The sequence below is a fragment of the Nocardia sp. bgisy134 genome (assembly GCF_965341865.1).
In the GTDB taxonomy this organism is placed as follows: Bacteria; Actinomycetota; Actinomycetes; order Mycobacteriales; family Mycobacteriaceae; genus Nocardia.
Genome location: NZ_CBDQZP010000013.1, coordinates 1 through 21,096 on the forward strand (window position 1 = coordinate 1; position 21,096 = coordinate 21,096).

General features: G+C 65.9%; 24 protein-coding genes and 2 pseudogenes. 12 read left to right on the forward strand and 14 right to left on the reverse strand.

Features of this window, described 5'->3' with window-relative positions; translation table 11 throughout:
- Positions 1-437 precede the first annotated feature (437 nt).
- Positions 438-755: a hypothetical protein gene (locus ACRWNM_RS22375; protein ID WP_431970023.1), complete on the forward strand. Its 318-nt coding sequence runs from the start codon at positions 438-440 to the stop codon at positions 753-755.
- Here ACRWNM_RS22375 and ACRWNM_RS22380 read toward each other — a convergent pair.
- Positions 728-1,426, reverse strand: a complete 699-nt coding sequence (locus ACRWNM_RS22380) for a DUF6461 domain-containing protein (protein ID WP_431970024.1) — start codon at positions 1,424-1,426, stop codon at positions 728-730. The two genes, ACRWNM_RS22375 and ACRWNM_RS22380, sit on opposite strands and share 28 nt — an antisense overlap.
- Positions 1,427-1,785: 359 nt before the next feature.
- Here ACRWNM_RS22380 and ACRWNM_RS22385 point away from each other — a divergent pair, with 359 nt between their 5' ends.
- Positions 1,786-2,436: a class I SAM-dependent methyltransferase gene (locus ACRWNM_RS22385; RefSeq protein WP_431970025.1), complete on the forward strand. Its 651-nt coding sequence runs from the start codon at positions 1,786-1,788 to the stop codon at positions 2,434-2,436.
- 842 nt (positions 2,437-3,278) lie between these two features.
- On the opposite strand, the gene ACRWNM_RS22390 is transcribed toward ACRWNM_RS22385, so the two are convergent.
- A complete protein-coding gene (locus ACRWNM_RS22390; protein WP_431970026.1) occupies positions 3,279-4,610 on the reverse strand; it encodes a recombinase family protein in 1,332 nt (443 codons plus the stop codon).
- A 56-nt stretch (positions 4,611-4,666) separates the two neighbouring features.
- Between ACRWNM_RS22390 and ACRWNM_RS22395 the strand changes: the two genes are divergently transcribed.
- Positions 4,667-4,876, forward strand: coding sequence for a cytochrome P450 (locus tag ACRWNM_RS22395; RefSeq protein WP_431970215.1), 210 nt, complete (start codon positions 4,667-4,669; stop codon positions 4,874-4,876).
- On the opposite strand, the gene ACRWNM_RS22400 is transcribed toward ACRWNM_RS22395, so the two are convergent.
- The gene (locus ACRWNM_RS22400) at positions 4,861-5,364 is read right to left on the reverse strand and encodes a hypothetical protein (RefSeq protein ID WP_431970027.1); all 504 of its coding nucleotides are present in this window, start codon (positions 5,362-5,364) and stop codon (positions 4,861-4,863) included. The genes ACRWNM_RS22395 and ACRWNM_RS22400 overlap by 16 nt on opposite strands.
- Positions 5,365-5,408: 44 nt before the next feature.
- Between ACRWNM_RS22400 and ACRWNM_RS22405 the strand changes: the two genes are divergently transcribed.
- On the forward strand, positions 5,409-6,053 hold the full coding sequence (locus tag ACRWNM_RS22405) for a hypothetical protein (RefSeq protein WP_431970028.1): 645 nt from the start codon (positions 5,409-5,411) through the stop codon (positions 6,051-6,053).
- Positions 6,054-6,135: 82 nt separating this feature from the next.
- Here ACRWNM_RS22405 and ACRWNM_RS22410 read toward each other — a convergent pair whose 3' ends face one another.
- Positions 6,136-6,504 carry a VOC family protein gene (locus ACRWNM_RS22410; protein ID WP_431970029.1) on the reverse strand — a complete coding sequence of 123 codons (369 nt, stop codon included), beginning with the start codon at positions 6,502-6,504 and terminating at the stop codon, positions 6,136-6,138.
- 63 nt (positions 6,505-6,567) lie between these two features.
- Here ACRWNM_RS22410 and ACRWNM_RS22415 point away from each other — a divergent pair, with 63 nt between their 5' ends.
- On the forward strand, positions 6,568-7,026 hold the full coding sequence (locus ACRWNM_RS22415; RefSeq protein ID WP_431970030.1) for a MarR family winged helix-turn-helix transcriptional regulator: 459 nt from the start codon (positions 6,568-6,570) through the stop codon (positions 7,024-7,026).
- A 354-nt stretch (positions 7,027-7,380) separates the two neighbouring features.
- On the opposite strand, the gene ACRWNM_RS22420 is transcribed toward ACRWNM_RS22415, so the two are convergent.
- Positions 7,381-7,635, reverse strand: a complete 255-nt coding sequence (locus ACRWNM_RS22420; protein ID WP_431970031.1) for a hypothetical protein — start codon at positions 7,633-7,635, stop codon at positions 7,381-7,383.
- Between the two features lie 56 nt (positions 7,636-7,691).
- On the opposite strand from ACRWNM_RS22420, the gene ACRWNM_RS22425 reads away from it, so the two are divergent.
- Positions 7,692-8,363 carry a class I SAM-dependent methyltransferase gene (locus tag ACRWNM_RS22425; protein ID WP_431970032.1) on the forward strand — a complete coding sequence of 224 codons (672 nt, stop codon included), beginning with the start codon at positions 7,692-7,694 and terminating at the stop codon, positions 8,361-8,363.
- Between the two features lie 596 nt (positions 8,364-8,959).
- Here the strand turns inward: ACRWNM_RS22425 and ACRWNM_RS22430 are convergent.
- A pseudogene (locus tag ACRWNM_RS22430) lies at positions 8,960-9,211 on the reverse strand (DUF5131 family protein); the annotation flags it as partial.
- Between the two features lie 584 nt (positions 9,212-9,795).
- On the opposite strand from ACRWNM_RS22430, the gene ACRWNM_RS22435 reads away from it, so the two are divergent.
- Complete coding sequence (locus ACRWNM_RS22435) at positions 9,796-10,722, forward strand: hypothetical protein (RefSeq protein ID WP_431970033.1); 927 nt, start codon at positions 9,796-9,798, stop codon at positions 10,720-10,722.
- Positions 10,723-10,774: 52 nt separating this feature from the next.
- Here ACRWNM_RS22435 and ACRWNM_RS22440 read toward each other — a convergent pair whose 3' ends face one another.
- The 5 genes from ACRWNM_RS22440 to ACRWNM_RS22460 all read right to left on the reverse strand — a co-directional run bounded on the left by ACRWNM_RS22440 (position 10,775) and on the right by ACRWNM_RS22460 (position 16,266).
- The gene (locus ACRWNM_RS22440) at positions 10,775-11,461 is read right to left on the reverse strand and encodes a class I SAM-dependent methyltransferase (RefSeq protein ID WP_431970034.1); all 687 of its coding nucleotides are present in this window, start codon (positions 11,459-11,461) and stop codon (positions 10,775-10,777) included.
- A 175-nt stretch (positions 11,462-11,636) separates the two neighbouring features.
- Entirely contained in the window at positions 11,637-13,919 is a 2,283-nt protein-coding gene (locus tag ACRWNM_RS22445; protein WP_431970035.1) for an ATP-binding cassette domain-containing protein, read from the reverse strand.
- Positions 13,920-13,974: 55 nt separating this feature from the next.
- Positions 13,975-14,856 carry a TIGR03621 family F420-dependent LLM class oxidoreductase gene (locus ACRWNM_RS22450; RefSeq protein ID WP_431970036.1) on the reverse strand — a complete coding sequence of 294 codons (882 nt, stop codon included), beginning with the start codon at positions 14,854-14,856 and terminating at the stop codon, positions 13,975-13,977.
- 53 nt (positions 14,857-14,909) lie between these two features.
- Positions 14,910-15,173, reverse strand: a complete 264-nt coding sequence (locus tag ACRWNM_RS22455) for a hypothetical protein (RefSeq protein WP_431970037.1) — start codon at positions 15,171-15,173, stop codon at positions 14,910-14,912.
- 10 nt (positions 15,174-15,183) lie between these two features.
- Positions 15,184-16,266 carry an SDR family oxidoreductase gene (locus tag ACRWNM_RS22460; RefSeq protein WP_431970038.1) on the reverse strand — a complete coding sequence of 361 codons (1,083 nt, stop codon included), beginning with the start codon at positions 16,264-16,266 and terminating at the stop codon, positions 15,184-15,186.
- Positions 16,267-16,373: 107 nt separating this feature from the next.
- On the opposite strand from ACRWNM_RS22460, the gene ACRWNM_RS22465 reads away from it, so the two are divergent.
- The 3 genes from ACRWNM_RS22465 to ACRWNM_RS22475 all read left to right on the forward strand — a co-directional run bounded on the left by ACRWNM_RS22465 (position 16,374) and on the right by ACRWNM_RS22475 (position 18,592).
- Positions 16,374-16,994: a TetR/AcrR family transcriptional regulator gene (locus ACRWNM_RS22465; protein WP_431970039.1), complete on the forward strand. Its 621-nt coding sequence runs from the start codon at positions 16,374-16,376 to the stop codon at positions 16,992-16,994.
- A 96-nt stretch (positions 16,995-17,090) separates the two neighbouring features.
- The gene (locus tag ACRWNM_RS22470; RefSeq protein ID WP_431970040.1) at positions 17,091-17,408 is read left to right on the forward strand and encodes a nuclear transport factor 2 family protein; all 318 of its coding nucleotides are present in this window, start codon (positions 17,091-17,093) and stop codon (positions 17,406-17,408) included.
- 41 nt (positions 17,409-17,449) lie between these two features.
- A complete protein-coding gene (locus tag ACRWNM_RS22475; RefSeq protein ID WP_431970041.1) occupies positions 17,450-18,592 on the forward strand; it encodes an alkaline phosphatase family protein in 1,143 nt (380 codons plus the stop codon).
- A gap of 87 nt (positions 18,593-18,679) precedes the next feature.
- Here ACRWNM_RS22475 and ACRWNM_RS22480 read toward each other — a convergent pair.
- Positions 18,680-19,042 (reverse strand): annotated as a pseudogene (locus ACRWNM_RS22480) (aldo/keto reductase); the annotation flags it as partial.
- 38 nt (positions 19,043-19,080) lie between these two features.
- On the opposite strand from ACRWNM_RS22480, the gene ACRWNM_RS22485 reads away from it, so the two are divergent.
- Positions 19,081-19,242: a hypothetical protein gene (locus tag ACRWNM_RS22485; RefSeq protein WP_431970042.1), complete on the forward strand. Its 162-nt coding sequence runs from the start codon at positions 19,081-19,083 to the stop codon at positions 19,240-19,242.
- A gap of 366 nt (positions 19,243-19,608) precedes the next feature.
- Here ACRWNM_RS22485 and ACRWNM_RS22490 read toward each other — a convergent pair whose 3' ends face one another.
- Positions 19,609-19,761 carry a hypothetical protein gene (locus ACRWNM_RS22490; RefSeq protein ID WP_431970043.1) on the reverse strand — a complete coding sequence of 51 codons (153 nt, stop codon included), beginning with the start codon at positions 19,759-19,761 and terminating at the stop codon, positions 19,609-19,611.
- A gap of 166 nt (positions 19,762-19,927) precedes the next feature.
- Positions 19,928-20,335 (reverse strand): putative quinol monooxygenase, encoded by a 408-nt coding sequence (locus tag ACRWNM_RS22495; RefSeq protein WP_431970044.1) that lies wholly within the window; start codon positions 20,333-20,335, stop codon positions 19,928-19,930.
- Between the two features lie 47 nt (positions 20,336-20,382).
- Here ACRWNM_RS22495 and ACRWNM_RS22500 point away from each other — a divergent pair, with 47 nt between their 5' ends.
- Positions 20,383-21,081 carry a TetR/AcrR family transcriptional regulator gene (locus ACRWNM_RS22500; RefSeq protein ID WP_431970045.1) on the forward strand — a complete coding sequence of 233 codons (699 nt, stop codon included), beginning with the start codon at positions 20,383-20,385 and terminating at the stop codon, positions 21,079-21,081.
- Positions 21,082-21,096: the final 15 nt, after the last annotated feature.

Consider the following 21,096-nt stretch of genomic DNA (forward strand, 5'->3'; position numbering starts at 1 on the left):
CTGAATCGGCCGACCCGGTTGGTGGTGGAACCGAGAGAGGAATTCTGAGCTGTTCTTCGCGCTGCTCGGGCGACATGGAGTACGTAGTGCGCACATCTGGCCGGGGTGAGATGCCGGTTACACACTCCTCGAATACCCGTACACGGGAGGCAGACGACGATGTCACCTCTCTTTGCAGGCGGCCCCATGATTCGGCGTGGTGAGAGCGCGGATCGTGGTTGATCGGTCAGGCAGTCGGGGAACCGCTACCCGCCGGTCCGCGGCCCCGGGGACACCGGGTCCGGCGCGGACGGAAGCCTCCAGATCGGCCTTCGATCACATCGCTACCACGGAGTTGGTCGGAGCAGCCTGAAATGCCGAATGCAGGATGGTTTTGAAACCCGCCAGTATCGAGAATCGAACGATTTCGCGGCACCACCAGGCAGACAGCTTGCCGCGTGATGAGGGAGTTGGGCCAGGACGAGCTGATCGACCGGTGGACGTGGCTGGGCAAGGAACCAGAGCTGGACGCCACCAAGCGGGGCGCGACGAAACTCGGGTTCGGGCTGATGCTGCGGTTCTATACCAAGCAGAGCCGGTTTCCGCGTGCCCGGGCCGAGATCGCCGACGCTGCGGTCGACTACGTCGCCCGGCAGGTGGATGTAGAGCGGAACGAGATGCGTTCTACGACTTCACCGGCCGTACCAGCAAGCGCACCGGGTCAAGCGGTGGTGTGGTCGGGAGGTGACTATCCCGACCTGTACGACATGCGGTAGGCGATAGGTCCGATGAGCAGGGGCTGGTCCAGCATGTCTGCCGTGAACGACACTCCAGTGACCTTCGCCGCCAGGGCGAAGGCTCTCGGCACGACGGCGCTGTAGCTGATGTCCCAGGCGTCCGAGTCGCTCTCGTCTTCATCGGCGTCATAAACATAGTCATCGTCGGTCATGTCCAGCTCCATGCCCAGCTCGCGCATGTAGTCGTTGAGCCGGTCGGGGTCGCAACCCCAACGGATATGCGGGTACTCCAGTCGGTGGCCGGTCACGATCGTCCCGTCGATCGCGTACTCGAGGCTGTGCTCGGCGTAGCCGTGGATGGTGATCGCCAGGACCTCACAGTCTCGCGATAGTTCCGCCAGCGTCTTGCGGTCAGTCATCCACCACCCGACCGGTTCGATGGCCACGCTCCATGCACCGGCCCGAAACACGCCCACGTGACCGCCTCCGTGCACACCGCCAGTCTTGCCGAGGAACTCGACCATCCTGTCGTTGAGCTCTTCGAAGTCCGACTCCTGGCCGGAGTCGTCGCCTTTGCTGAAGCGGCGCACCACCTCCGACGGGTCAAGGTTTCGGAAGAAGCCGACACTGAAGATCTCGCCCAGCGGGTCCGCTTGGCTCTCGGATGCGTTGAGCCACTGGAGTGGGGCCAGGGGATCAGTTGTCGCCATATGGGTCATGGTGGCAGACCCCACCGACAACTAATCGATCGTCTGGAACACCTGATCGACCCACTGTCCTCAGCGCGGAATTCCCGTGGCTCCGTTGACATCCGAGCGGCTCGCCGGGCCGGTCCGCCAGGGTCGGCAGATCACCGGACTTGCTACCACTGGCGACCATCCTTGCCGCGCGGCGAGGTGGCCCTCGGCACCGAGCACATCGGATCGGCATCCGGGACCGCCCGAAAGCACTGAAATGCCGCGTAGCGCGCTACCCGAATGGGCATGTCACAGCGGGCGAACGTCGCTTTTCCATACAGAGCATAGGTGTCGGCGGTGCACTCGATCGGCTGGCAGGGAAGGATGTCGATGTGACCGAGTTGCTCGACGACGCTCGTTTGGAACGGACTGCGGTAGTGGCGAACTCCGAGATGAACCGCGAGCGCCGCATCGGCGCATATCGCCGAGAGCTCGGCTTCGATCCGACGGCATGGCTGACAGCGCGGCCGGCACCACAGCGGTGGTTGGATGTGGGATGCGGTAGCGGCCGAGCTCTTTTCGACGCGGCGGCGTCACTGTCCGGGCATGTCGAGATCATCGGCCTGGACCTCGTCGACTTCTTCGCCGGACCCTCACGCCCCGGAGTCGACCTGCTCACCGGGTCGGTGCTGACGTGGCAGCCGCAGGCACCAGTGGAACTCATTACCGCAGTCCACGTCTTGCACTACGTCGGTGACAAGATCGCCGCGCTGACTCGGATGGCGTCCTGGCTCACCGCCGACGGACAGCTCGTCGCCAACTTCGATGCCTCCTCGATCCGGTGGGACGACGGTTCACCAATCGGTAGGCCATTCACTACCTCGCTGCGTCGCAACGGATTCCAGTACGACGCCAGGAACCATCGACTCACCCGCACCGGATATGGCCTGCCCCGCTGGGAGTTCCGGTACCTCGGCGCCGACAACCACGCAGGACCGAACTACACCGGACAGGACTCCGTCGCCGCGCACTACCGCCGATGACCTTTGCGACGCTCGGCACGAGATGGCAACAGCGCCGTGGTTGGGCGCCGCACGGAAGTAGCCGATTACCGTGTCCTACACGGCTGCCTGGCCGTACCGCCGCCAGGCCGGAGCTTCGGAAAGTTATGCCCGGCTCTTACCGCGACAGCGGTAACCACCGCTGCGCCGGTCAGCCCTGACGGCCAACGCCAGGGCAACGCACAGGCCGCCGAATCCTATGCCTCCCGCCAGCAAGATTCCCACGCCAACAATAGCGGTAGCGAGCACAGGAGTGCCGAAGCCGAAGTACACGGCGAACGGACTCGACAGTATTGTGCCGATCAAGCCCCCGATCATGGCCACGATCAGGACAGGTCGGTATTTCATGAATCCGATTCTAGTCTTCGAGTAGCTATTCACTCCGCCCAAGACACCAGCATCACAGACATCCGCACATGCCGCATATCGTCGTCTGCCGACAGCCCGCCTTTGTTGCTGCCCGTTCGCCTTGACGGCCAGATAGCTCCCCGCTAAGTGGCCGCCAGTGGGGAATCTCAACTGGCCGCTGACATATGGTCGGAGCACGGCGCGCCCTCTGGTGGTCAGCGACCCCGGCCGCGCTCTAACACTCTGCGACAACATATTCACCACCCGATGGTCCGCAACCGAATCACTCGCACGCCCCCACCTGCCCCGGTCGAATGTCCGATAGTCGGCATAGGACGTTCGTCGGTCACGCCCAACCTGCCAGACACTCGCCGAAGGACGTCAGATTCCGCCGATACCAGCAGATCTCGGTCTCGGCGTCTGAGCTAGAGTTCACCGATAACCGCCCCCAGGATTCACCAGCGGAGCTGGTGTGGCTATAGGTCCCGCCACACGATCTCGACCGAGGATGTGTCGAACCGCCACGCCTTGCGGTTCTGGTCGACCCATTTCGCGGCATACACCCGCGCGGGTTTGACGATGACCCTCTCGATCAGCCGCGCGGCGGCCTCATGCCGCCAGCGCGCACCCTTCCTATCCCACCCCTGACGCAACTCGCCCGGCGTGGACCCGATATCGGCCAGCACAGCGAGGGCTTGTGCGCCACGCAACGAATCCTGTTCGGCACGAAGCGCTTTCAGCGTCTGATTCAGTCCCGTGATGGTGCGTTCGATCACCCGCAAATCGTCTTCGTCACCGGCCCCGGTCAGCACCTCGGTGCGGCGGTCGGTTTCGGCATCCAGATTCCCCGCCGTCGTCTCGATACGCTGTTGCAGTTCCGCGATGCGCCCGGCGTTGTCGTTCCCGCGATCCAGCCGGGCCAGGATCTCCGGGTGCTCGTACACGGCGATCACCTGCTGCGCGACGTACATCTCCAACGCGCCCGCATCCCGGAACACCCGCCCGCACCCACACGCCACCTTCGCTGAATCCTTGGCCCGGCACCCATACCGGCGCTGAACAACGGTGCCGTTCTTGCGTTCACGCTCCAACTGCGAACCCACCATCCACGTGCCGCAATACTGCCCCGCCCGCTCGCGGCCCTCGCCCCAGGTGCAGCCGCACTCGGCCAGCCCGGTCAACCAATACTCGCCGTTACGCTGCCGGGGACGATCCGGCTCCTCGAGACGGCGGTGCGCGGTCAAAGCTGCTCGCATCGCGTCCTGCTCGGTGCGGGTGAAAATGCCCGGCCACTGCCCACGATGCCGGGTACCGGTGCGCTCGTGCACCCGAATGCCGTTGCCCTCCGGGTTGTTCAAGCACTCACACCGGGCACCGGTCGCGTCGGTGTGCTCACCCAGGTCATAGACCACATACGCCTCCAACCGCAGCAGGTGAGACAGTTTGCCCACCCGCCACTGCCCGCCCTGGGAGGTGGTGATCCCCCGGGCGTTCCAATCGGTGATGATCGTGGTCTGGGACTCGCCGTTGATCACCCGGTCCCGGCCCTCCTCGAGAACCGCTACCTCCTCGGCCCGCAACGCATACCGATCCAAAATGTCGGCACCGGTAATCGGGTGTGTGCCAACGACTTTGCCGTACCCGAAGCGGCGTGCACCGCCCTGCATCACCCCCTTGGCAGCCTCCTCGCCCATCCGGTCCAGGAGGTTTTCGGTGTTGGTTTCCCGGTACTCGGCGGCTTCGGCGACCTTCACCATGAAATTCTTCCGGCCTGCGCCCGTGGTTAAGTCGTACTCGGTGTCCTTCATGAACACATACCGCACCCCCTCGTCCCCGGCTCGACCGGACCGATGTCGGGGACCACCTGGCCTTCGGCGCGGGTATCCACTTCTGTCTGGGCAGCGCGCTGGCCCGGCTGGAAGCCACCGCCGCCATCGCGGAGATCATGCGTCGCGCCCCGTCTCTGACCTCGGCCGGGACGCCGGAGCGCATCGCCAGCCCGGTGCTCCGAGGCCTGCGCAGTCAACCCGTCCGCCTCGGCGCCCTGACAGCACCGAATCACCCTGGGCGATAGATCTCGTCGAACACCATCAGCTGGGCAGCGGTCAGCAGCGATCGAGCCTCGGCCAGGAGGCTCTCTCCTTGCTGCACGTGGAAGGGCCACCGGCACTTGTGTGACATCTCGAGATGAGCTCGGCTCTTGTCGGGGTCCACCGGCAGGCCGTCGGCTCCGACGAGGTAGGCCAGGCCGAGCTGGAAATGGGCATTGCCCTGCGCGAAGTGGTCGTCGTCGTAACGAAGAGAGGAACATTCGAGAAGGTCATCGGCGAAGGAGCCGGCCTCGGGGTGGCCGAAGTCTGCTGCGACATTGAGCAGTTTGTAGAGCAGTACGTCCACTTCTACCGCGTCGGCATCCGCCGATTCGAGCAAGAACAGGGCATCGACGTCACCCGCCCGAGCCGACGCCACGTACTGCCGGAATGACGGGGAGCAACCTGGGCCCGGGCTCACGACATACCCGCCCTGGTTCTCGAACGGCGATGCGCTGTCGGCAACTGTCATATTCGGCACTGTAGAGCCCGGCACCGACAGCCGGAGCGCGATGGTTGGGGTATGCCGTGTCTTGCCGCCCAGGTCAAGCGGCCGCTCCCCCAGTTGGCCCCTCCCCCGCTGCACGTGGCACCGCGCCTTCTCCGCGCATCGGCGCCGCGCTGCTCGGTCACCTCGAAATCCAGACCACCCGCGGCTACGTCGCGGTCTTCGAGGAGGATGTGGTCCGCCACTACCCGGAATTCCTCGACCGGCGGCGCGCTCAACGCCCCGCCGAGGAATACCGCAAACCGACCGAAGACGAGTGGGCTGGCTTCGAGGAGCACTTCGACAAACGACGCGTCGAATTCGGATCCTGCGGGCGCCCCTACGGCACCAGCCGCCGGCACGAACCCTCCTGCTTCTCTGAACTAACTGGCCGTGCCCATTCGGCGTCGGTCGAGCGCACTCGTGCACCCGATGACCGGTCAATTGGTCAGATCGTGCTGATCTACCAACTGGGCGTAATCCGTGTGGATTTCTCCATCGAGCAGTTTCCGGTAGAAGGCGTTCATCGCCGCGGCGGCTGGTGCGTGTCGGGTCAGGATCGCGGTCACCGTCGGAGCCACGTCGCCGGGATATGGCCAGCCGCGCAGTGGAGTACACACTCGTTACGGGCGAGGGGGCCGCCGCTGGTCGGTATCGGTATCACCCCGGGGTGAACAAACCTCGCCCGGATTCTCGAGCCGCGGGCGCAACCGCGGTCTGCGGGGGCCGGTGATCGTCCGGTGACGTTTTGGCCTGTCAGGCGCGGTCGTGGAGAGTGACCTGGTAGCCGTCGGGGTCGGCGAAGGTGAATGTCCGACCGAAGGGGCCGTCGATCGGTGCGGAGACGATGGTGTGACCGTCGGCGACCAGCGCATCGTGAATGGCTTGGACGTCTGTGGCGTGGAGCCAGATCGCGGCACCGATGCCGGGCTGAGCAGCGGATGCGAGATCGGTGCCGGGAACGATGTCGCGGAGTGCGAACGCGATCGGCTTCGTCTCGAAGACGACGGCGTGCGGAGGTCCGGCCTGCGAGCGGACGAGGCCGAGGTACTGCTCGTAGAACACCTGCGAAGCGTCGAGGTCGCGCGCTTGGAGTGAGATGAAGTCGGGGCCGGTGGCGGGCATGATGATGCTCCTTCTCTTCGTGTCAGGTTTCTGACACGGATCAATTTATGTCAGAATACTGACATGAGTCAAGACGGTGTCGGCGTCGACCTGGAGACGTCACTGGGCTACCTGCTGAAAGAGGCGTCGAGCGCGCTACGTGTAGCTATGGAGGAGGTGTTGCGGCCGCTCGGGATGAGCGTGACGCACTACTCCTGCCTCGAGCTGCTGGCTCAACGACCGGGCTTGTCGAATTCCGAGCTCGCGCGGGGCGCGTTCGTGACCCGGCAGACGATGAACGTGCTGCTCCAGGCCCTGGAACGAGACGGCTACGTGACCAGGCCTGCGCAGGCACCCGTCGGGAAGGTTCTTCCCACGCGGCTCACGCCTCGCGGCCGGCGGAGCCTCGAGAAGGCGACCATAGCGGTCCGGTCCGTCGAGGTCAGAATGCTGGCCGGCCTGACCGAGACCGAGCAGTCGGACGCGTTCCGGATCCTGCACAGCATGATCCATTCCCTGCACGATGGCAACGACGGTGCATAGCTCGCTTTCCCGGCACACGTCTCGCCGCGCCCGGATAGGAGTGCGGCCATCCCTGCAGGCAACTTCGACACCGACAGACCCCGACTACACCCTCCTTTTGCGATGAGCCTGATTGTCGGCATGCCGAGGCTGATGAATGACGGTTCGCCGGGCTGCTTCTCGTCGAGTTGGGCCAGTTTGCCTTCAGCACCGGCGAGGCTTACTTGCAGGCCTTCGATCTCGCCGAGCCATCCCTCTCGCTCTGCTTCGCTGATCCGGGTGGTGAGGTTGTCTCGGATTTGTTCCAGCCGAGTGCGTTGTTGCGGATCCGGCCACGGGAGCGAACATCGACACAGACTTCTATGAACTTGATTCTCATGGGGCAGAGCTTCTTCCGGAGATCGAGCCGAACGTGGGCATTCCGAGTCCCGTTGCTGCCGTGGTGCGTTGGAGAGTGGAATCGATCTGGGCGAGTTTGCCTTTGACGCCGCTGTAGCTGATTTGGAGTCCTTCTACTTCGCCGAGCCAGCCCTCGCGTTTGGCGTCGATGATGCGGGCTTCGAGGTTGTCGTGGATCTCTTCGAGCCGCGCCCGCTGGGCGGGGTCCGGTCGAAGGAGCGAGCACCTCACGCAAGCTTCTCTGAACTAGGGGTTGTCCTGCGTGGACTGTTGGGTAGCCTGCGGTCGTGGGAACGGGACCGAACACCGCCGGCTGGCTGGAAGACACGCGGACGTCCTACGACACCGTCGCTGCTATTTATGCAGATCTGACGCGTCACCTTCTGGATGAAACGCCCGATGAGCGCGCTGTCCTGGCGTTGTTCGCCGACCGGGTGCGTGCCGAGGGCGGGGGCCCAGTTGCGGACGTGGGGTGTGGGGCGGGGAGGATCACCGCTCACCTATCCCGGCTGGGCGTCGACGCGTTCGGAATCGACCTGTCGCCCAGGATGATCGAGGTGGCCCGGCGTGATCACCCCGGCCTCCGGTTCGATCTCGGCTCTATGACCGACCTCGCCTTCGGCGACGCCTCGATGGCTGGTCTGGTCGCCTGGTACTCGCTGATCCACGTTCCCGACGACGAGATCAGTTCGGTCTTCGCGCACTTCCAGCGAGTAGTTCGGCCCGGTGGACCGTTATTACTCGGCTTCCATGTCGGTGACGAGTCGCAGTTGAAGACGCAGGGCTATGGCGGGCACCAGATGAACATATATGTCCATCGTCGCCAGCACGGCCAGATGATTGCGTGGCTCAACGATGCTGGCTTCGTCGTCGAGACACACAGAACTCTCACCTCAGCCGAGAGCACGCTCGGGGGGATCATTCTCGCGCGCCGCCAGGTTGACGATCTCGAAGAGTGAATCGATCGAGTTCGCGCCGCCTGGGAGCCAGTTGTGCAATTCGTTCCCTCGCGTCGCAAGGCTGCCGCGGAGTTGTTCGACCTCGCCGAGCGAGCGTTCGCACTTGGCCTATCATCTGTCGCACTGATTCAATCATCGTGGGGCAGAAGACCTTCCAGAGATCGAACCGAACGTGGGCATCCCGAGGTCAGTTCCTGCCGCCGTTCGTTGGAGTGTGGCGTCGATCTGGGCGAGCTTGTCCTTGACGCCGCTGTAGCTGACCTGCAGGCTTCGCCGAGCCAGCCTTCGCGTTTGGCTTCGATGATGCGGGCTTCGAGGTTGTCGCGGATCTCTTCCAACCGGGGGCGTTGGGCGGGGTCCAGCCGTAGAAGTGAACATCTCACACATGCGTGCTCATGAATACAGGGGAGAAGCGAACGCTCGCGCGCGGGTCCCAACGGAGACTTTCCGCTTCTCGAAGTGCGCGAGGAAGGCGTCCCATTCCTGGTCGATGGGTGTGCGGTATTCCTGGCTGGGGCATTCGAACCGGTCGCCGTCGTCGGGCCACCGGCAGGCGCAGCCGCAGGAACAGCGGTTCGGGAACAGCCACTGGTCAGATCGATCGGGCCCAGCAGCGGCTCGCACGACAGGAACCGCACCGCGGCGGGACCGGCGAGCAGGTCGGTGATGCAGTGGGTGACCGCACCGTTTTCCACCGACCTGCCCAGCCAAAGGTTCGGCCGGAGCGCCAGCCCGCGCTCGACCTGCTCCGGGTCACGGGCACCGAGCCGCTTCGCCGCCGCATCGTGCAGCGGTAAACAGAACCGATTCTGTTTGGTAGAAATTCGTGCAGATCGCTTCTTGCGCAATCTAATTCATCGGACAATGGCATCTCGATGGGTACTTCTTCTGTTGGCGTTATCGAGGTGCCTCGCCGGTTTCGTCGTGCGACAATTCCGTTCCGGTTCAGGAATTCGAGGGAGCGCGCATGCAGATCCGTTCCGGCCCAGCTGTACTCGTCGTCACGGTCCTGACAACGCTGGCGCTATCGTCGTGCGGCTCCGACGCAGCGGACCGCGGCGATGCTCCGCCGTCATCGGCGCCGGTCCCCGCACCACAGTCATCGGTGGCTACTTCGTCGGCAGCGTCGGCTACGACGTCCGAACAGCAGGGCCCGACGATCCCTCCGCAGGGGGCGCCGATCACCACGAAGCCCCAACTGACCATCGCGACACCTTCGGTCGTTGCACCCTCGCCGCAAAAGCCGGAGGCACAAACGACTGTCCCCGTACCACAGACGTCAGTCGGCATCACGACCTCTCAGCGTCTGATCGTGCCCGGCATGCCGCCGATCGCGACAACTCCTCCGCCACCGACTCTTCCGCCGCTCACAGCGCGACAAGCACCCTCCAGCCGACCGGAACCGAGTTCCGGCAACGCGGAGCGCTGACCGATGACACAGCAGCAGGAACCGTCTCCGCTGAAGTCGGCGCTGACGCTCGCGGGGGCATTGGCGTCGCAGGCAGCGGTGCTCGTACCGGTCCTCTACTATTTCGGCGCGGTGTACACCCGCGCCTGGTATGGCTATTTCGGCATCGACTCGGGGCTGCTCGGCTACTCGATCACCGATTTTCTGCGGCGATCGATCACTCCCACGTTCTGGCCGGTTGTCCTCGGCATGGTGATGGTGCTGATTCTGGTGGCGTCCCGGGACGTGCCGTTACTGCTGGCCCGGCGGACCCGCAACGAGACTCGAGCGCTTCGGATTTGGTACGTGGCGATGCTGGCGCTGGGAGTGGCGGCGCTCGCGGTGGCCCCGATCATCCGGTTGACCGCGGTGCCGTCGTGGTTTCCGCCGAACAATTACCTGCTGCCGGGATCGCTGGTCGTCGGGAGTGTCTTGCTCGGCTATGTCATTACGCTTCGGTCCAGCAATCCGGGCCTGTGGCAGACTCCGCCGAGCCCAGGACTTCTGCCGCCGGCGCCTCGGCCGACGAATCAGTCAAGCACGATCGTGATCATGATCGCGCTGTTCACCCTCGGACTGGCCGGATTGATGTGGATCACCGGGGCCTACGCGTCCGACCAAGGGCTCACGGATGCTCGAAACCTGGCTCGATCCCAATTCGCCGACCAGCCTTCGGTCGTCGTGTTCAGCGTCGACCGGCTCGCCATCCTCGGCACCGGTGTAGAGGTCGGCGAAATCGACATACCCGGCGAGAAATACCGCTTCTACTACGGGGGTGTGCGACTACTCGACCGAACTGCCGACGCCTACTTCGTCATACCCCAGCAGTGGGAAGCACGGCGCGACCGCGTCTTCATCATCCCCCGCGCCGACACCATCCGGATAGATCTCGACGCCACACACAACAAATAGGGCGACATCCCAGCCGCGGCGCCCTCACTCGAACCCCGACATCGGGCTGGTATCAACCGGTTTCACGCCCTGACACGGAGCGCCGATGTGTGGGCGAGGGCTTGTCGTAGACCAGCGAGTACCTCCAGAAGAGCCTGCGACGGATGCGAGCTCCCCGGAGATGCTCCCCGGCAACAGCGCGAATTTCCGAGAGTGTCTCGCGGGGTGGCGCTGTCGGTGCAGTCATCTCGAGGGGGAAATGGTCCGTCGGCCGTGGATGCTTCAGAACTCCGATGACCATATTGGCCACGGTGGCCACGAGTCCTATTGCGAGATCGACTACCCCTGATTCCCGGTAGCACCCGATGACGACGAGGCAGCCGCCAGGAGCCAGGCAGCGATCGAGATCGCGCAAGGTCTGCGTGAGTGGAAGGTGATGAAGGCTGGCCACCAGTGTGATCGCATCCCACTGACGAGCCGGGTCGCGTTGGTCGAATCGTCGTTGTTCGATCACTACGGAAGGGATGTCGGCGAAGCGCGCTGCCGCCACGCGTGCCGCTTCGGGGTCCGGCTCGATCCCGGTCACGTGTTCGACCCGCACCCGGAGACGGCCGATCAGATTGCCTGTGCCGCACCCGATGTCCAGAACGCTGCGGGCTTTGCTCGACGCGACTCGATCGACCACCCAACCTCCGTAGAAGTCGTTGTGACTCCATGGACGCCGTCTGTTGAACCGATAGATGCGTGAAATCAAGGTCACCGCTCCACCGTACGATCATCCGTGTGGTCACCGGCACCGCTACGCCGAACTGTGGGCCGGTCTCGGCTGCGCCACCACCCGGCCGCTGATTCGCGAAATCCCGCTGCGCACTGTCGGCGCGAAGGCCCGCGGCCGCAACGACTCTCGGCGACGCGGCCGCGGGCCTCGGCCCTGGTCAGGCCGCCTTGTACTTGCGCAGGTACTCGCCGGTCAGGGAGGTAGGGTGGGTCAACAGGTCGGCGGGGGTGCCGGTGAAGACGATTCGGCCGCCGTCCTTTCCGCCGTCCGGGCCCAGATCGATCACCCAGTCGGAGTGGGCGACGACGTCGAGGTTGTGCTCGATGACGACGACGGTGTTTCCGCGTTCGACGAGTCCGTCCATGAGCGCGAGCAGGGTGTCGACATCGGACATGTGCAGGCCGGTGGTCGGCTCGTCCAGCACGTAGATCGACCCGGTATTCTGCAACTGGGTGGCCAGCTTGATGCGCTGGCGTTCGCCGCCGGACAGCGTGCTCATCGCCTGGCCCAGGCTCAGGTACTCCAGGCCGACCTCGTTCATGGTGCGCAACTTGCCATTCAGCGCCTTCTCCGGGAAGAAGCCGAGCGCCTCCTCCGCCGACATCTCCAGCACGTCGGCGATCGACTTGTCGCGCAACGTGTGCCCGAGCACGCCCTCGGAGAAGCGGCGGCCGTCGCAGGCGTCGCAGTGTGTGGCGACCGGGTCCATGTACGCGATCTCGGTGACGACCACACCGCGGCCCTCGCACTGTTGGCAGGCGCCGTGGGAGTTGAAGCTGAACAGGCTCGGCGACTCCCCCGTCGCCTTGGCGAAAAGCTTGCGAATCGGGTCCATCAATCCCAGGTAGGTCGCCGGCGTCGAGCGGGAGGACGCGGCAATGGGCGACTGGTCGACGAACAGCGCCTCGGGATGCTCGCGCACGAACACGTCGCGGATGAGGCTGCTCTTGCCCGAGCCCGCCACGCCGGTGACGGAGGTCAGTACCCCGGTGGGGATGGCGACGGTGACATCGCGCAGGTTGTGCACGCCGGCGTTCTCGATCAGCAACTCGCCCGTGGCGGCACGGAAGGTGTCCTTGACAGTGAACGGCCTGCGCAGACCAGCACCGGTGGGGGTGTCGGCGTCGCGCAGCTCGGCGAAGCTGCCCTGGAACACCACCCGTCCGCCGTGCACGCCTGCGCGCGGGCCGACATCGACGATGTGGTCGGCGATCTGGATGACGTCCGGATCGTGCTCGACCACCAGCACGGTGTTGCCCTTGTCCCGCAGCGCTTTCAGAAGATCGTTGAGCCTGCCGACGTCGCGCGGGTGCAGTCCGACGCTCGGTTCGTCGAAGATGTAGGTCATCCCGATCAACGTGCTGGACAGATGCTTGATCATCTTCAGCCGCTGTCCCTCACCGCCGGAAAGGGTCGAGGTGGGGCGATCCAAGCTCAGGTATCCGAGACCGATGTCGGCCACCCGCCGCAGCGCGGTACGGATGGCGTCGGCCAGGCCGAGCGCCGCGGGGTCGGTGATCTCGTCGAGCACCGCCATGAGATCGGTGATCTGCATCCCCGACCAGTCGGCGATATTGCGGTCGCCGATCTTGGTGGCGAGTGCGGCGGCGTTGAGCCGCGCGCCCCGACAGGTCGAGCAGACGCCCTCGGTGAGGAACTTCTGCATCTGCTCGCGGGTCTTCTCGCTGAGCGTCGAGGTGTCGCGCTGCAGTCGGGTGCGGGTGAACTTCGCGGCGAGTCCCTCGTAGTCGGCCTTCCAGGTGCCCTTCGCGAAGGTGAGCTCCACCTTGCCGCCGCTGCCGTACAGGAAGTCCTGGTACTCGGCCTCGGTGTAGTCGGCCAGCTTCTTGTCCAGGTCGAACCGGCCGGAATTGCCGTAGAGCTGCCAATCACCGCTGCCCACACCGTAACCGGGGAGCAGGATGGCCCCTTCGTTGAGCGATTTGCCACGGTCCACCAGGCGATCCGGGTCCGCGCGCACCGTCATGCCGAGCCCGTCGCAGTCCGGGCACATGCCTTGGGGGACGTTGAACGAGTAGTTGTAGACGAATCCGGCCGAGGGTGAACCGAATCGGGCGAACATGGCGCGCACCATCGAGTAGATGTCCGTCATGGTGCCGACCGTGGAGCGCGGGCCGCCACCGACCGGTTGCTGATCGATGATGACCGGCGCCGTCAGGTTCTCGATCGCCTCGGCGTGCGGGCGCTCGTACCGCGGCAGGAAGTTCAGGACGAACGCCGGGAAGGTGGCGTAGAGCTGGCGCTGCGATTCCACGGCGATGGTGTCGAACACGATGGACGACTTGCCCGACCCGGACACGCCGGTGAAAAGGGTGATCTTGTTCTTGGGGATCTCGAGCGAGACGTCGCGCAGGTTGTGCTCGCTGGCCCCGAGCACCCGGATGACATCGACGGAGGCGGTCGATTCGGTAGATGGCATGCCGAACACCATGCCATCGTGGGCCGACAAAATGGCGAGGGTGAAGTGATGTAGATCACAGAAGCCGCTCGATGATCGGGCCGAACTGTTCCATGCTGTTCTCCAGCACGGTGATGTAGCTGAATCCGAAGCGCTCGCGCAGTTCCCGGACGCGGTCGGCGCCCTCCTCGGGGGAGCCGATCAGCAGAGTCGGGATCCGCTCGGGGTGGTCGGCGGCCGAGGGCGGCAGCGCCGGTGCGTAAGCATCGGCCAGCGCGGGCCAGTCCGCGCGCGAGACCACCCGCTGGATGAGCAGATTCAGTTCCACCTCGCCCGCACGTGCGCCGAGCAGCCCGTCGACATAAGCCACCCGCTCGGCGGTGGTGTCTTCGTCGGCGAGTTGCACCGGGCCGCCGGGCGTCGCTCCCCCGCCCGCGAAGGCGATGATGTCGGCCTGCTCGGCGGCGAGCTTCAACAGCCGGTCGCCCCAGCCTGCCAGCAGCAGCGGCGGTCCGGACGGCTGCGCCGGGCGCGGCTGGTAGTCCGGGTCGGCGAACAACCTGCGCAGCGTCGTGACGGTGTGCTCGAGATGACGCACCCGCTTACCGCCGCTCTGGAAAGGGATTCCGGCGGCGTCGAACTCGGCCCGCACGTAGCCCGCGCCGAGCCCGAGTTCCACGCGCCCGTCGGTCAGCTGGTCCGCGCCCGCCGCGTCGCGGGCCAGCAGCACCGGGTTGTAGAAGGCGGTGTTGAGCACGAAGGTGTTGAGCCGCACGCGTTCGGTGGCCTCGGCCGCCACGATCATGGCGGGAAACGGCGCGGGCAGGCCGAGATGATCGGCGACGCCGACCACGTCGAAGCCGAGTTCCTCGGCCCTGCGGCATTTTTCGATCCACCGGGACCTGGACTCGGGTACCACCATGTTCACGCCGAAACGGAAGGGACGCTGCACAGTCACCGGTCCTGTCTACCCGTTGGCGCGACCCGCCCGCCACCCGGCAAAGTGTGCGCTCAGCACTCCGCGAGCGCACTCGCCGTGACGGCGACGCCGAGGCCGAGCAGCGCCACCGCCGCGCTGAGCGCGGGAACCGGACGTCGTGCCGCTTCGCGGAGGTATCGGCGCCACTCCGCCCCGCGGAAATATCGACGCATCGCGGCAGTGTCGAGTCGTGCGGGACGGCGCGCTCCGCTGTCGGCGTGCGCGGCGTCGCGATCCCTGCGGAACACGCGACGCACGAGCCCGAGGGCCGCGAGGATCAGAGTGGCGGTCACCATGTCCGAACCCCTAGGCGCCGAGCACGTTCGACGCCGGACGCGGCGCGGCCGGGCGGGTGCGGACACCCGGCGCGTGCACGACGCCGAAGGCGAGCAGGCTCTCCGCGGTGTCGAGCACGGTCTCCCGGACGGGACGCATGGTCCAGCCGAGCTCCGTGCGCGCCTTGTTCGCGCTGACCATCTCGGTGCGGCCGAGCACCGGAAGCGCCAGCCGAACGCCCTTGTCGAATCGCGCGACGAGCCGGATCAGCCAGTCGGGCAGCACGCGGGTGGGCACCCGCAGGCCGCGCGGGTTGTATTCGTCGGCCAGGATCTGGGCCAGCTCGGCCATCCACACCGCATCGGACGCGCAGATGTACCGATTGCCCGCCGCCTGCGGCAGCTCCATCGCCAGCCGATGCGCCACGGCGAGGTCACGCACGTCGACCGGGGTCCAGCCGGTGCGCATCGAGCCGGGCACATCCCGCGCCATCAGCCGCCGAATCGGTTCGTGCGAGGTGCTGGTGACGGGGCTCTGTAGCGGGCCGAGCACCATACCCGGGTTCACCGCGGCCAGCTCGAGTCCACGCTCGGCGGGCAGGCCGCCGACGAACTCCCACGCCGCTCGCTCGGCCAGCGTCTTGCTCTTCTGGTAGGGCGGAATCCGGCCGACCACCGACCAATCCGCCTCCGTACGCACGGCGTCGGTGTCGTGGCCGTAGGCGATCGCGGCGACCGAGGAGGTCAGCACCACCCGTCGCACGCCCGGCTCGGCGGCGGCCGCGCGCAGCACCCGCAGCGTGCCCTGGACGGCCGGTTCGACGAGTTCGTTCTCGTCGTCGGGAATGTACGACGGGAACGGCGAGGCCACGTGCACCACGTACGCGCAGTCCGCGACGGCCTCGGCCCACCCGGCGTCGCGGCCCAGGTCGGCGGCGACGAACTCGAGGTCCGCGCCGAGGCGCCGCGCGAGCTCGGTGAGGTGCGCGCGCTTGCCGGTGTTCGCCAAGTCGCGCACGGTGGCGCGGACATGGTAGCCGTGCTCGAGAAGGTCGGCGATGACGTGCCCGGCGATGAATCCCGTTGCGCCGGTGACGAGTACCTGCTTGCTCATGTGTTCCACCTGTCAGGGGAAGAGGGGCGCGGCCGGAATCTAAGCGCCGCTCAGATTATCTAAGCACCGCATAGATAGGTTGTCCAGCCCCGGTCGCATACGCTCGGATGGTGAAGCGGACCAGTTACCACCACGGCGCACTGCGTGATGAGCTGATCGCCGCCTGCCTGCGCCTGATCGAAACCGAAGGCATCGCGGCGGTGAGCCTGCGCCGGGTTGCCAGGGAGGCCGGCGTCAGCACCGGCGCGCCGTACCATCATTTCGCGGATCGGGCCGCACTGCTCGCGACGCTGTCCACCAAGGGATTCGAGCTGCTCGGCGCCGAACTCGCCGCCGCGCGAGCCGCCGCGACCGGCTCGCCGCTGGACACCCTCGCCGCGCTGGCGGGCGCCTACGTCCGCTTCTCGCGCGAGCAACCCGGCTACTTCCGGCTGATGTTCCGGCCGGAGCTCTCCCAGCCGGAGAAGCACCCCGACGCCATCGTGGCGGGCGACGCCGCCTTCGCGATCCTGGCCGACGCCATCGGCGAGTGCGTTGCGGCCGGTCTGCTGCCTGCCGACAAGGCGGATATTCTCGGCATCACCTGGTGGGGCATCGGCCACGGGCTCGCCTCGCTGTGGTTGGACGGTCAGCTGGAGAAGCGGGCCGTTCAGCTCGGCACCACCGCGCCCGAACTGGTCGAGGACGTGATGCGCACGGTGTCCTCGCTCCTCGCGCCCGGGTCTTGACGCGGCGCGCCGCATTTCTGACCTAGAGTGGGCGCCAGATGTTTGCTGTTCCGTCACTGCTCGACCCGATTACCGTGATTCGAGAGGGATGACCGGATGTCCGTACAGCAACAGCTCGACCCGATCGTTCAGCAGTTCGTCGACGCGCTCAACGCCAACGATCGCGACCGCTTCCACTCGGTGCTCACCGAGGACGCGACCATGTCCGATGACGGCGTGGAACGCGATGTCGAGCAGTGGACCGATTCGGAGGTCTTCGCCAGCAACGGCCGGATGCAGATCGAATCGGTGACCGACGGCGGCGTCGAATTGCTCGCCGACTACACGAACTCGCGCTGGGGATCGATGCGCACCGCGTGGCGTTTCACCGTGCGCGACGGAAAGATCAGCCGATTCGAGACCGGACAAGCCTGAAACCCTTGCCGTGGCGGCGCCGATCTTGACATTCTGACCACGTGTTCGACGCGCCACGCTACGGCTCGGGTTCCCTGGCCGACTTGTTTCCCTCTGTCCTGGCCTGTCTGGGCGTCCCCGGCGAAGACGATCGGCTCGGCCTCGGACTGTCCGCGCGCCGGGTCTGTGTCCTGCTGGTGGACGGGCTCGGCGCGGAAGCTCTCGCCGCTCACTCGGAGGAGGCGCCGTTCCTGTCGAGCCTCGCCTCGGCCGAGCTGGCGGCGGGGTTCCCGAGCACGACCGCGACCAGCCTGAGCTCCCTCGGCGTCGGGGTCCCGCCGGGTGAGCACGGCATCGTCGGCTATCTGATCAACGTGCCCGGCTACGACCGGTTGGTGAACGCACTGCGCTGGCGATTGCACGGCGAGGGCCCGAAGGTGGATCTGCTGCGCGAGCTGGTGCCCGAGCAGTTCCAGCCCACCGCAACGGTATTCGAACGCGCCGCCCGTGCCGGGATCAGCGTCTCGCAGGTCGCCCCCATGTACCAGGCGGGCTCCGGGCTGACCAGGGCCGTGTTGCGCGGCTGCGCGTTCCGCCCGAGCCTGTCGTTCGGCGACATGGTCGACGGCGTCGCCGAGGCGTTGCGCACGGGCGACCGCTCGCTCGCCTACGCCTATCACGGCGATCTGGACACCACCGGCCATGTGCGCGGTCCGTCCTCCGACGCGTGGCGGCTGGAGCTCGCACACGTGGACCGCTTGGCCGCCACCATCGCCGAACACCTGCCGCCCGGCGCGGCGCTGCTGGTGACCGCCGATCACGGCATGGTGGAGCTGACCGGAACCGTGGACTTCGACGCCGTCGACGCGCTGCGCGCCGGCGTCCACCAGCTCGGTGGCGAACCGCGGGCCCGACACGTCTACACCGTCGAGGGCGCCGTGGACGACGTCGCTGCGGCATGGCGGGAGACGCTCGGCCCCGACTTCGCGGTGCTGCCGCGCGCCGAGGTGATCGAACGCGGCTGGTTCGGGCCTACCGTCGGGCCCGTGGTGGCCGAGCGGATCGGCGATCTCGTCGTCGCGGCGCTCGGACCGCGCGGCGTCATCCGGACCGGGGCCGAACCGCTCCAATCGGCCATGGTCGGCCACCACGGCTCGCTGACCTCGGCCGAGCTCAACGTCCCGCTGCGCACCTGCCTCGCCTGATCGGCCCGCGTCGGCTCGATCAGGGCTTCCGGCGCCGTAGGCACGGCCGACGGGTTCTCCGGGTCCCAGACCAGGCCGGGCCTTGGTGACAATGTAGGGGCGGTCGGCTTGCGGCAGGCCTGCGATGGCCTTGCCGACCAGTTCCTCCGAATGGCCGAGGCCGTACACCGCGGCGGTGTCGATCCACTTGACGCCCACGTCGAGCGCGTGGCGGATCGCGGCGACCGACTCGGCGTCATCCGTGGCACCCCAGCTGAAGGTCCAGCCCGAGCCCGAAACGGCCCACGAACCGAAGCCCAATCGGGTGATGTCCCTGCCGGTACGGCCAAGCGTGACAGTCATGAGTGATGCGCTCGTGCGAATCCGTGAAGCCGGAACCGTTCCGGCGGATTCGACCTTTGCCGATTCGCGCCGGGTCAGGCAGTGCCCGGCTCTGCCTAGGCACGCCATGACGAGACATCCACCCGAGTCGAGAAATGATGGGACACATGAACTTCGACCGACGCGCCGAACTGGGTGAGTTTCTCCGATCGCGCCGCGCCCGCCTCCGCCCGGAGAAGTTCGGACTCACCTCCTACGGGCGGCAGCGCCGGGTTCCCGGACTGCGTCGCGAGGAGCTGGCGCAGCTGGCATCGCGGCGGGCGTCGTAGGTGAACGAGTACAAGTCATTCATAGGGTCGGGCGGGATCTGCCTTCCTCGAATGATGAGCCGGCACCACCACAACGACCTCGACGATCCAAACGGAATCAGGTCCACTCGCTCGATGTCGTCGAACAGGACATGCACCGGCGACTGCGCGGCTTTCCATTTCGAATGATGGTTCCGGTCCTCGAATACCACGTGGGTAGGCGTCCACGTCAACGACTTCATGATGCTCCTGTCACCTTGACATCAACCACCAATCTGCCTTGGGTCAAGATCTTGGCGGGATCTGGCTGGTCACATGGTTGATGCCACGGCTGGTGAGATCGATCGAGAGCGGTCGGATGGACGGCGATCCCGGCGGGCTGAACGCTCAAACGGAACACCCTGGGCTACTGGCGTTGTCGAAGATGACGATCATGACCGAGCTGAACGCTCGGATCGCGTGGTGCGGTTTCTGCGATTGATGCAGAGACGCGGTAAAGACCTGCCCGTCGACGAACAGGCTGACGAGGAATTCTTCCACGTGGAAATGGCCCGGAGCGGAGTGACACCAGCCGATGTCGACTGGGATACTGGATCTGGCTCAATTTTCGTGATTGACCCGTTCGGGATGCGCTCGGGCGCTTGATCATTGATGATGTCACGGGCGCTCTGGCCTCGGACCGATGTGATCGAGTCGCGGTCGCGTTTCATTGCGGTTCGGCAAAGGAACCAGTACCCGGTGGGCAGATCTCCTGGACGAACTCGCCGCGGAATGCGTCGAAGATCAGGTCCTTCGTGGCGATGTACTCGGCCATGTAGTCACGTTTGCCGTGTTCGATATTGGCCTCGAGGCTGACCCAGTGTTCCAGAAGAGTGAACGACTGCGGATCGTCTCGGTCCTGGAAGATACGGAATTCCAGGCAGTCGGGGTTGGCGCGAGTTGGACCGGCGATCTTCTCCAGCGCCCGTCGCGCTACGTCGATCTGATCCGGCCGCGCATGCACTCGCACAAGCATGACCAGGGGTCCGGGATGCTTCGGTGACGCCGCAGCGACCCGTGCGGTGACCCCGGAGTGGGTATCTGACATGTGGAAAACATACCTCAATTGGTTCATTGATCCAAATTAGTGCGATGATCCAAAAATGCTGGCAGAATCGGGCCATGGCCACACGAGCGCGCCGGGCACAGCGGCGCAACCAGGTGCTCTCCCGCGAGCAGATCATCGCTACCGCTATTGAGCTGCTCGACGGCGGCGGCGAGAGCGCGCTGACGGTCCGGGCGCTGACCGAGCGCCTGGCCACCGGAACCGGGGCGATCTACTACCAGGTAGGCGCCCGAGACGAGCTGCTGGATGCCGCGACCGAAACAGTCATCGGCACTGTGCTCGACACCGAGCCCGCCGGGGCCCGGACCACTGCGGGGGACGAGATCCGCGCCGTGGCGCTGGGCCTGTTCGACGCGATCGCCGAACATCAGTGGCTTGCCACGCGCTTGGCCCTGCAGATCACCCGCAATCCATGCGGCCCGGTGACGGTGGGGATCTTCGAGCGGTTCGGCCGGCAGGTGGGGGCACTGGGTGTGCCGCAAGCCGCGTGGTTCGACGCGACTTCGACGCTGGTGCACTACATCCTCGGTGCTCTCGGCCAGAACGCCCGTATGGACGGTGATACCTCGGGTGTCGACCCCCAGGCCGACCGCGGCGAGTTCCTCGGCGCGGTGTCGACCGCGTGGCGGGAACTCGATCCCGACGACTACCCGTTCATGCACGTGATCGCCGGCCAGATGCGTGAGCACGATGACCGCGAACAGTTCCTCACCGGCATCGCCGTCGTCCTCGACGGCATCACCAACCTGCGCTGACCCGTCGAATCCGAT

Excerpts from the sequence above, each read along its gene's own strand:
- ACRWNM_RS22380 (WP_431970024.1), bottom strand. The coding sequence starts at position 1,426 with ATGGCGACAACTGATCCCCTGGCCCCACTCCAGTGGCTCAACGCATCC.
- ACRWNM_RS22390 (WP_431970026.1), bottom strand. The coding sequence starts at position 4,610 with ATGAAGGACACCGAGTACGACTTAACCACGGGCGCAGGCCGGAAGAAT.
- ACRWNM_RS22400 (WP_431970027.1), bottom strand. The coding sequence starts at position 5,364 with ATGACAGTTGCCGACAGCGCATCGCCGTTCGAGAACCAGGGCGGGTAT.
- ACRWNM_RS22410 (WP_431970029.1), bottom strand. The coding sequence starts at position 6,504 with ATGCCCGCCACCGGCCCCGACTTCATCTCACTCCAAGCGCGCGACCTC.
- ACRWNM_RS22415 (WP_431970030.1), top strand. The coding sequence starts at position 6,568 with ATGAGTCAAGACGGTGTCGGCGTCGACCTGGAGACGTCACTGGGCTAC.
- ACRWNM_RS22435 (WP_431970033.1), top strand. The coding sequence starts at position 9,796 with ATGACACAGCAGCAGGAACCGTCTCCGCTGAAGTCGGCGCTGACGCTC.
- ACRWNM_RS22445 (WP_431970035.1), bottom strand. The coding sequence starts at position 13,919 with ATGCCATCTACCGAATCGACCGCCTCCGTCGATGTCATCCGGGTGCTC.
- ACRWNM_RS22455 (WP_431970037.1), bottom strand. The coding sequence starts at position 15,173 with ATGGTGACCGCCACTCTGATCCTCGCGGCCCTCGGGCTCGTGCGTCGC.
- ACRWNM_RS22460 (WP_431970038.1), bottom strand. The coding sequence starts at position 16,266 with ATGAGCAAGCAGGTACTCGTCACCGGCGCAACGGGATTCATCGCCGGG.
- ACRWNM_RS22465 (WP_431970039.1), top strand. The coding sequence starts at position 16,374 with ATGGTGAAGCGGACCAGTTACCACCACGGCGCACTGCGTGATGAGCTG.
- ACRWNM_RS22470 (WP_431970040.1), top strand. The coding sequence starts at position 17,091 with ATGTCCGTACAGCAACAGCTCGACCCGATCGTTCAGCAGTTCGTCGAC.
- ACRWNM_RS22485 (WP_431970042.1), top strand. The coding sequence starts at position 19,081 with ATGAACTTCGACCGACGCGCCGAACTGGGTGAGTTTCTCCGATCGCGC.
- ACRWNM_RS22495 (WP_431970044.1), bottom strand. The coding sequence starts at position 20,335 with ATGAACCAATTGAGGTATGTTTTCCACATGTCAGATACCCACTCCGGG.
- ACRWNM_RS22500 (WP_431970045.1), top strand. The coding sequence starts at position 20,383 with ATGGCCACACGAGCGCGCCGGGCACAGCGGCGCAACCAGGTGCTCTCC.